This is a genomic window from Chloroflexota bacterium, assembly GCA_026389585.1.
Taxonomy (GTDB): domain Bacteria; phylum Chloroflexota; class Dehalococcoidia; order UBA2247; family RBG-13-53-26; genus JAPLHP01.
Genome location: JAPLHP010000081.1, coordinates 1 through 7,273, shown reverse-complemented (window position 1 = coordinate 7,273; position 7,273 = coordinate 1). Strand labels below are relative to the sequence as shown.

General features: G+C 53.5%; 8 protein-coding genes, 1 tRNA gene and 1 rRNA gene. 7 read left to right on the top strand and 3 right to left on the bottom strand.

Annotated elements, in window-relative coordinates; genetic code table 11:
* The 4 genes from NTZ04_07310 to queF all read left to right on the top strand — a co-directional run.
* Positions 1 to 716: ribosomal RNA gene (locus tag NTZ04_07310) — 16S ribosomal RNA — on the top strand; the annotation flags it as partial.
* A gap of 147 nt (positions 717 to 863) precedes the next feature.
* Positions 864 to 937: transfer RNA gene (locus NTZ04_07305), tRNA-Ile, on the top strand.
* Between the two features lie 410 nt (positions 938 to 1,347).
* A complete protein-coding gene (locus NTZ04_07300) occupies positions 1,348 to 2,313 on the top strand; it encodes an SDR family oxidoreductase (protein MCX5992112.1) in 966 nt (321 codons plus the stop codon).
* A 388-nt stretch (positions 2,314 to 2,701) separates the two neighbouring features.
* Positions 2,702 to 3,109: a preQ(1) synthase gene (gene queF, locus NTZ04_07295; GenBank protein MCX5992111.1), complete on the top strand. Its 408-nt coding sequence runs from the start codon at positions 2,702 to 2,704 to the stop codon at positions 3,107 to 3,109.
* An 820-nt stretch (positions 3,110 to 3,929) separates the two neighbouring features.
* Here the strand turns inward: queF and NTZ04_07290 are convergent.
* Together NTZ04_07290 and NTZ04_07285 are read right to left on the bottom strand one after the other, a co-directional pair.
* The gene (locus NTZ04_07290; GenBank protein MCX5992110.1) at positions 3,930 to 4,079 is read right to left on the bottom strand and encodes a hypothetical protein; all 150 of its coding nucleotides are present in this window, start codon (positions 4,077 to 4,079) and stop codon (positions 3,930 to 3,932) included.
* Complete coding sequence (locus NTZ04_07285; protein MCX5992109.1) at positions 4,072 to 4,380, bottom strand: nuclear transport factor 2 family protein; 309 nt, start codon at positions 4,378 to 4,380, stop codon at positions 4,072 to 4,074. The genes NTZ04_07290 and NTZ04_07285 overlap by 8 nt, the downstream gene beginning before the upstream one ends.
* A 265-nt stretch (positions 4,381 to 4,645) precedes the next feature.
* Here NTZ04_07285 and NTZ04_07280 point away from each other — a divergent pair, with 265 nt between their 5' ends.
* From NTZ04_07280 to NTZ04_07270, 3 genes are all read left to right on the top strand, one after another.
* Positions 4,646 to 5,200 (top strand): DUF6125 family protein, encoded by a 555-nt coding sequence (locus NTZ04_07280; GenBank protein MCX5992108.1) that lies wholly within the window; start codon positions 4,646 to 4,648, stop codon positions 5,198 to 5,200.
* 74 nt (positions 5,201 to 5,274) lie between these two features.
* On the top strand, positions 5,275 to 6,765 hold the full coding sequence (locus tag NTZ04_07275; GenBank protein MCX5992107.1) for a CoA-binding protein: 1,491 nt from the start codon (positions 5,275 to 5,277) through the stop codon (positions 6,763 to 6,765).
* A gap of 77 nt (positions 6,766 to 6,842) precedes the next feature.
* The gene (locus tag NTZ04_07270) at positions 6,843 to 7,025 is read left to right on the top strand and encodes a 4Fe-4S binding protein (GenBank protein MCX5992106.1); all 183 of its coding nucleotides are present in this window, start codon (positions 6,843 to 6,845) and stop codon (positions 7,023 to 7,025) included.
* A 32-nt stretch (positions 7,026 to 7,057) separates the two neighbouring features.
* On the opposite strand, the gene NTZ04_07265 is transcribed toward NTZ04_07270, so the two are convergent.
* Positions 7,058 to 7,273 (bottom strand): hypothetical protein (locus tag NTZ04_07265; GenBank protein ID MCX5992105.1); only part of this gene is annotated, 216 nt, incomplete at its 5' end.

The window sequence follows — 7,273 nt, the reverse complement described above, 5'->3', positions numbered from 1 at the left end:
GTTGGACACTAGGTGTAGGGGGTATCGACCCCCTCTGTGCCGAAGCTAACGCTTTAAGTGTCCCGCCTGGGGAGTACGGCCGCAAGGCTAAAACTCAAAGGAATTGACGGGGGCCCGCACAAGCAGCGGAGCGTGTGGTTTAATTCGACGCAACGCGAAGAACCTTACCAGGGCTTGACATGCCGGTGGTAGCGACGGGAAACCGAAGCGACCCTTCGGGGAGCCGGTGCAGGTGCTGCATGGCTGTCGTCAGCTCGTGCCGTGAGGTGTTGGGTTAAGTCCCGCAACGAGCGCAACCCCCGTTGCCGGTTGCATTTCTCGGGCGAGACTGCCTCGAGAAACGGGGAGGAAGGTGGGGATGACGTCAAGTCAGCACGGCCCTTACGTCCTGGGCTACACACACGCTACAATGGACGGTACAACGGGTTGCTACAGAGCAATCTGACGCTAATCCCTGTAAAACCGTCCCTAGTTCGGATTGCAGGCTGAAACTCGCCTGCATGAAGCCGGAGTTGCTAGTAACCGCAGGTCAGCATACTGCGGTGAATACGTTCTCGGGCCTTGTACACACCGCCCGTCACGTCATGAAAGCTGGTAACACCTGAAGTCGATGCGCTAACTCGCAAGAGAGGCAGTCGCCGAGGGTGGGACTAGTGATTGGGACGAAGTCGTAACAAGGTAGCTGTACCGGAAGGTGCGGCTGGATCACCTCCTTTCTAGGGAGTTATCACTCCTAGGTCGGTCTCTCCTTTTTGGAGAGTTTCAGTTCAAACACTTATCCCTCCTCCTTCCACTATCCAGAGGTTAAGGTTCATTTTTTGCCTTGACACGTGATTCGGGCAATAACTATACTCTACGGGCAAGGGCCATTAGCTCAGTTGGTTAGAGCGCAGTCCTGATAAGACTGAGGTCTGTGGTTCGAGACCACAATGGCCCACTCTAAATGTAAAATCCCCTGATTCCAGCCAAGATATCCCCAAAACCAAGCCTTAAGACCACAGTCCTTGCCCAGCTTTGAAAAACAGGGCAAGGACAACTCTGGGCCATTTGTAGACCTTCAAGTTCACACTCTGAAACCATCTCCCAAATGCCTTACCGGGACTCTATCCAGATTGTGGCCTCCAGACTATCAGCCTTGCCCTGAACGTTACGTTCCTCCGAATGGAAGTTGACAAAAGTAGAGAAATCTGTCATAAATGACTTCCCTTTTGATGTTATAGAACAAGTGGCTGGCAGACAATCTATGAGGGGGGGAATGTGACTCTGCGGTTTGAGTCACATTTGGTTGACTGGCCAGCCATCCATATTTTGGAAGTCTTCTGACAGAAAGTCCTAGAGGTAGAAGAAATGGATATATTGGTTACAGGGGCTACAGGTCAACTTGGGAGAGAGGTAGTACCTCGTTTCCTGGAAAGAGGTAATCGTCTCAAATTGCTGGTTCGTGATGTGGCCAAGGCTAAGGGGCTGTTCCCTGACTGCGATATCATTCAGGGGGATATTGTTCAGGATGATCTTGGTATTGAAGGGCCGATGAAGGTAGATGCAGTCTATCACCTGGCTGCCGATATTAACTTGGGCACCAAGAGTGACGATAGGGTATGGGCAACAAACTATAACGGTACTGCCAACGTTATCCGCTTCTGTGAGCAAAACTCAGTGTCCCACCTCTTCTACGCAGGCACAGCCTATACTGAAAAAGGCAGGAATGCCTACGAGAAGTCGAAGAAAGCGGCCGAGCAACTTGTGGAGTCCTGTGGGATTGAGAGGAAAACAATCTTTAAGATTGGCATTCTTATCCCGAGTCTCAAAAACCCTGGCAAGGCTTCGACGGAGGCACCGTATCTGCTTACCCATGGGATATGTGTGCTTCATGACCGCGAAGAGGTGGTGAAAAGACGTCTGGATGGCACGCTTCGATTGCCTATGGCAGAGCCTAGATTCAGGGTCAGGGGCCTCCCGGATGCCAGGCTCAATCTGGTGCCCATTGATGTAGTAGTCGATTTTATTGTGAATACGACAGAGCCAGGCAAGTTCTGGCTCACTCACCCTAAACCTCCGAAGCTGGGCGATCTGTTAAAGTGGGCAGGCGAGGTGTTCTGTGTCTCCATAGAATTACAGCCAGATTTTGAAATGTCTGATCTTGAGGCCCTATTCCACGAGGGCGCAAAACCGTTTCTCCCTTACCTTTTAGGGGATGAGTTGCCCAGTGACCTGAAGGATTGTCCTGACATCACTCCTGGATTTGTGAGGGAAAGCGTGGCCCACAGCACCATTAGCATCAATGGCACATCTGCCAGTAAGTGGCTGAAGTGATTCAACCTTCTAATGATTGACTGCCAGCTATTTGATTCTTAGGACAGTTCTCGCCTAAGAATCCACAAAAGCAGCTTTTCCTGTCTGCTATGTTTCTGTCTGGGCCACCCTCCTTGATTGCGTTAATAGGCCTCGTAATGTGGGGAATCATTTTACGACAATCATCGAGTTTGTCGTTTTCTACGCAGCAGCGTAATCTTTGGGGTGATGCTGAGTGTCTGTGGGGCAATAATGTGGAGGGAGTCTCGGGAAGGCAATTGTGAGAGAATCTCACCCCATCAATATTTGTGGATTCCCGAACCGATTGATAAAATGCACTAGGGCCTGGTGCTGTCTTGCAGGCCGGCTCATCGGCTACTGGCGCACCAGAGCCTTGTAGGGGTCTAAAATGGACATCGACAAATACGCGGCACGCAGGTTTGATATTCAACCGGAAAGGGCTATTGATACCGAAGTACTTGAGGCTATACCATTTGCCTATCCTGGCTCAGCAACCGAGGTCGTCTATGAGACCGAAGAGTTTACCGCTGTCTGTCCCTGGACAGGGCTGCCCGATTTCGCCCGGCTTGTGATTCGCTATACCCCTCGCCATTCCCTGGTGGAGCTCAAATCTCTTAAGTACTACCTGAACTCCTATCGCAATGTGGGCATATTGCAGGAGCACGCGGTAAACCGCATCCTTCAAGATCTGGTTCATCTGGTGCAGCCGATCTCCATGACGGTGGAAGCTGAATACAAGGAAAGGGGCGGCATAAAGAGCGGGGTGGTGGCCAAATATAGCCAGGCATCTTCATGATGTCCGGCAGAATCGGATCCCGGATAGTATGCGCGGCCTCTCGACGAGATTGCCAGGCAAGTAGTTGCGAGCTTGGGGGCCCATAGGCCAAAATCCCATAGGGGTTGACTATCACCAGGCTTTTGGGAAGGGATGGAAGCATCCTGAGGGCGGTGGGCTTGATGCCTTCAACCATACGCTGGTCTTAGATATAAGACCCTATACGCCTGACACCTGACAGATGTAAGGCTCAACCTGAGCTACCGGATTGGTTCAAGTCACTGTCGAAGTACCTTCAAGAGAGGAACTTAACTTCACAGAACCTTGTTCTGACTGCCATCCTAGAGGCACTCATCCATGGTTACATCCTCAACTGCCGTTGTGAAGGCAAGCCTCTATCCACAACAAGTACCTATCAGGAACACCTCGAATGCTTTCTCCCGTACTGAAAAAGCAGTATAGCTTCCCTTCGCCGTAGTGTGACAGAAGTCGCTGAAGTTAGCCTGCAAGGGGGCCAGAATTATGGTCGGGAGAAGGTAATGAGACGTAGAGTAACTTGTGCCTATTGCAGGAGGTTCCCGCGTTATAGGGCTGGGCTTATTTACCTGTGCACATATCATGCCAGGTACAAGCGGCCAGATGGGGCATTGCCAGTGATGATATCGTGACGGGACTGGCCCCGCTGGAATGGGAGTCTGGATAGCGGGAGACACCTCGTAGGAATCCCTGGAGATGATGCAGGGGCATAACTGCTCTTCCGCGTTTGCTGGCAGTCTAAAGTTCTGGCAGGATATGGTTTTGTTCGAAAGACTGGATGGAGGCCGTATGAAGGAGTCGTGTGCTAGCCCTTGCTCGGCTCCCATTCTTCGAAGACAACGGTCATCTTGGTAGCCTTCTTTTTCCACTGGTCATTTTCCCTGACGTATTCGTCGTCGTAGAAGCCCCAGCCCTTCCTCTTGGTGTTCGGTTGTATGACTATATAGTCATTCAATACCCATGTACCCCTGGCGGGTGTTGTCGCCGGTTATCTCAATCTCGGCGTTATGGCCCATATGGAAGGTGGTAGAGGACTCTTGCCCCAGGCTTTGCTTTAAGAACTGGATTATGGCCTCTCTTCCCTGACACTTTCGGCGCGGCCCATAGTCGGCTGCCGCATCTTCTGTGAAACACTCGGCGAGTTCATTCCACAGCTTCCTGTCAAGGCAGCGCCAATATTTGCATTTCAGTCTCTTGATGGCTTCGATGTCCTCCAGGGTTTTGATTCGGGCTTCAAGGCTCGCTGGCTTGCTCATGAGAATGGGCTCCTTTCCAATAGTTGCTGCTTTACTGCCGCAACTACCAGGGCTTGCTTCCCTGAGTATACGGGCAGCCCTGGATAACAGACAAGCCAGATCGTTTTTAGTCGACGGGCTCTGGCCCTGCCGATACATCTCCGGCCGATGGTCTGCCCTGACGACTTGCGACCCCTGAAATTGCCTCTGATCAGAAGCATTGAGATTACGGGTTGCCCGTGTTCTGTGAAGTGAGGTATGCTGTTTCATAGTGAGGAGGCTCGGTATGAATGAATTGAGCGACTACAGCGGGGAATTCGATCCCAGTGTCACTTACGAGAACTTTCCCAAGGATTTCCTGCTGAAGGCTTTGAAGGCATACGCGGGCTACATTCGGAAGCTGGACGGTATCTGGTATCTTACGGTGAAGCAGCAGGCGGATGATGACATGGCCTTTGCCTGCGACAGGCTGGTGTGGGACAAGATGGAGGTCCATGACGTGGAGACGACCTGCAAGCTGTTCAAAATCGGGAGTATGGATGTGGCGGCCTTGATCAAAGCACTGCAAATGAGCCCCTGGACGTGGAATCTGGAGCATCATTTTGAGTTGAAGAATGCCAATCACGGGGTTTGGACGGTGACTCGGTGCCCCACACTGCTGGCTCTGGAGAGAGAGGGAGAGGGCAGGGAGCGCCGCATCTGCTGCCAGATTGAGACCGAACTGATTGCACTGAGGGCGCACACCATAAACCCGAGGATCAAGGTCACCCCGCTGAAGCTGCCTCCGAGGGAGAAGAAGGACGATATTCACTGCCGGTGGGAGTTCAAACTGGAAGGGTAGGCTCCCTGCATCAGGTCTGAACGGAGGAGCTAAATTTCCACCGGGGCTGTTTGACACGAAAAGGAGGGGCATAATTGCATGCAGATATGGCATTGTTGGGGGGAAGTGGCAGTCTTATGACGGCGCATTCGGATCTGGAGAGAGCTTTTCATCCCAAATCCGTCGCTATTGTTGGCGTTCCCAGGAGTGAGGCCAACCATCCGCCGGGTTATACGGGATACACCTTTCTGCGCCTGCTGCAGCAGGCCAGGTTCGAAGGGCATATCTATCCGGTTAACCCTAATGCCAGCGTTATCGCAGACCTGAAAGCATACCCCAGCGTTACAGCCATTCCTGAACCGCTGGATCTGGTCATAGTCGCGGTGCCGCTGGCAGCGGTGCCCCGGGTGCTGGAAGACTGTGTGGCTGCCGGGGTGGTTAATGTGCAAATTGCTACTGCGGGTTTTTCTGAAACCGGTGAGGCTGCAGGTAGAGAAATGGAAGCTAAGGTGCGGGAGATCGCCTTGAGAGGAGGCCTTCGCGTAGTGGGGCCTAACTGCCTGGGCTACCATGTGCCGTCTGCCCGCATGCAGATGTATGACAAGATCGTGCTGGCCCAGGGCCCGGTGGCCTTCCTCTCACAGAGCGGGGGCCATGGCCAGGGTTATGTGAGGATTGGGCCAGCCTTCGGCATTGGCTTCAGCAAGGTGATCAGCTACGGGAATGCGGTGATGATGGACTGCACCGATTTCCTGGAGTATCTGGCTACCGATCCGGAGACCCGCATCATCTGTATGTACCTTGAGGGTGTCAGGGACGGCCGCAGGCTCGTCGAACTGGTGAGGCAGATAGACTCTCACAAGCCAATCGTCGTCTGGAAGGGAGGCCTCACTGCCTCAGGGGCGAGGGCTGCAGCGACGCACACCGGTTCTCTGGCGGGAGACGGTCAGATCTGGGATGCCTTCTTCAAACAGACCGGAGCGATACAGGTCGGCTCGATTGAAGAGATGGCCGATGTCAGCATGACGTTGCTCCAGTTGAAACCATCGCCGGGTGCGCGTTTGGCCGTGCTCGGAGGTGGCGGAGGCAATAACGTGGCCACTGCCGATACCTGTGCTGAGGAAGGACTGGAACTGCCAGCCCTCTCTGCGGAGACGAGAGCCAGGCTTCTGGAATTTATGACCCTGATAAATCAGAGCGTGGTTAATCCGTTGGATGCCGGCAGCGTATTCGCCAGTACGGCTCTGCTGCTGCGGGCCCTGGAGGCGTTGGCTGCTGACCCTCTGGTAGATATCATCGTGCTGCACATGGGCGCTGATTATGCAAAGTGGTTCTCCCCTCAGGCACTGGCCGAAATCAAGGCCTGCATCGTGGATTTCAACAATAAGGGCCCCACGGGCAAGCCGGTGGTCGCGGCAATTCACGAGCAGGAGAAGCCTGCTGAAGCAGCAGAGTTTGTCCTCGATCTGAGGCAGGCCGGAATAACAACCTATAGCTCCCTGCGCAGGGCCTGCCGGGCGCTGCGTCGGTTTGCCGGCTACCACAGGTTTGTGGCGGAGAGCAGGGCCGATCAAAGCAGGGTTTAGGAGATGGATAAGTACGCTGGCGGTACTACCTGTCGCAGATCGATGCCGGCTTCAAATTCGGCACCATAGGCCGAATTTTGGAGAAGAGCCACCTGAGGGCCGATGTGGATCAGGATTCCTGCACGGGCTGCCAAGACTGCGTTGAAAGGTGCTTTTTCAATGCCATAGAGATGAAGAAATATCCCTCGGCAAAGAAACTGAAAGCCTCGGTTGAAATAGCATGCCTGGTGCAGGTGGAAGGGTTCAACGAAGAGGGCTAATACCTGACTTGGCTCAAGACGTGTCAACTCATTTAAGAAGGTAACCCAACGGTGGCCTGTTGAATCATGAAAGATGTCACCATACGGGGGTCCAGCTTTCTGTGGGTATCAACTCCTGATGTCCGGTTTTTGGTTTCGTAGGCTTGGAGGAGGCTGTTGATCTTAGCATCGATGGCTCGCTTGAGGGCGGCGGGGTTGAGGGGGAGGTAGGCCTCGGCCAAGCGCTGCTCAGCCTGCTTGCTCAGTTG

Excerpts from the sequence above, each read along its gene's own strand:
- NTZ04_07300 (MCX5992112.1), top strand. The coding sequence starts at position 1,348 with ATGGATATATTGGTTACAGGGGCTACAGGTCAACTTGGGAGAGAGGTA.
- queF (MCX5992111.1), top strand. The coding sequence starts at position 2,702 with ATGGACATCGACAAATACGCGGCACGCAGGTTTGATATTCAACCGGAA.
- NTZ04_07285 (MCX5992109.1), bottom strand. The coding sequence starts at position 4,380 with ATGAGCAAGCCAGCGAGCCTTGAAGCCCGAATCAAAACCCTGGAGGAC.
- NTZ04_07280 (MCX5992108.1), top strand. The coding sequence starts at position 4,646 with ATGAATGAATTGAGCGACTACAGCGGGGAATTCGATCCCAGTGTCACT.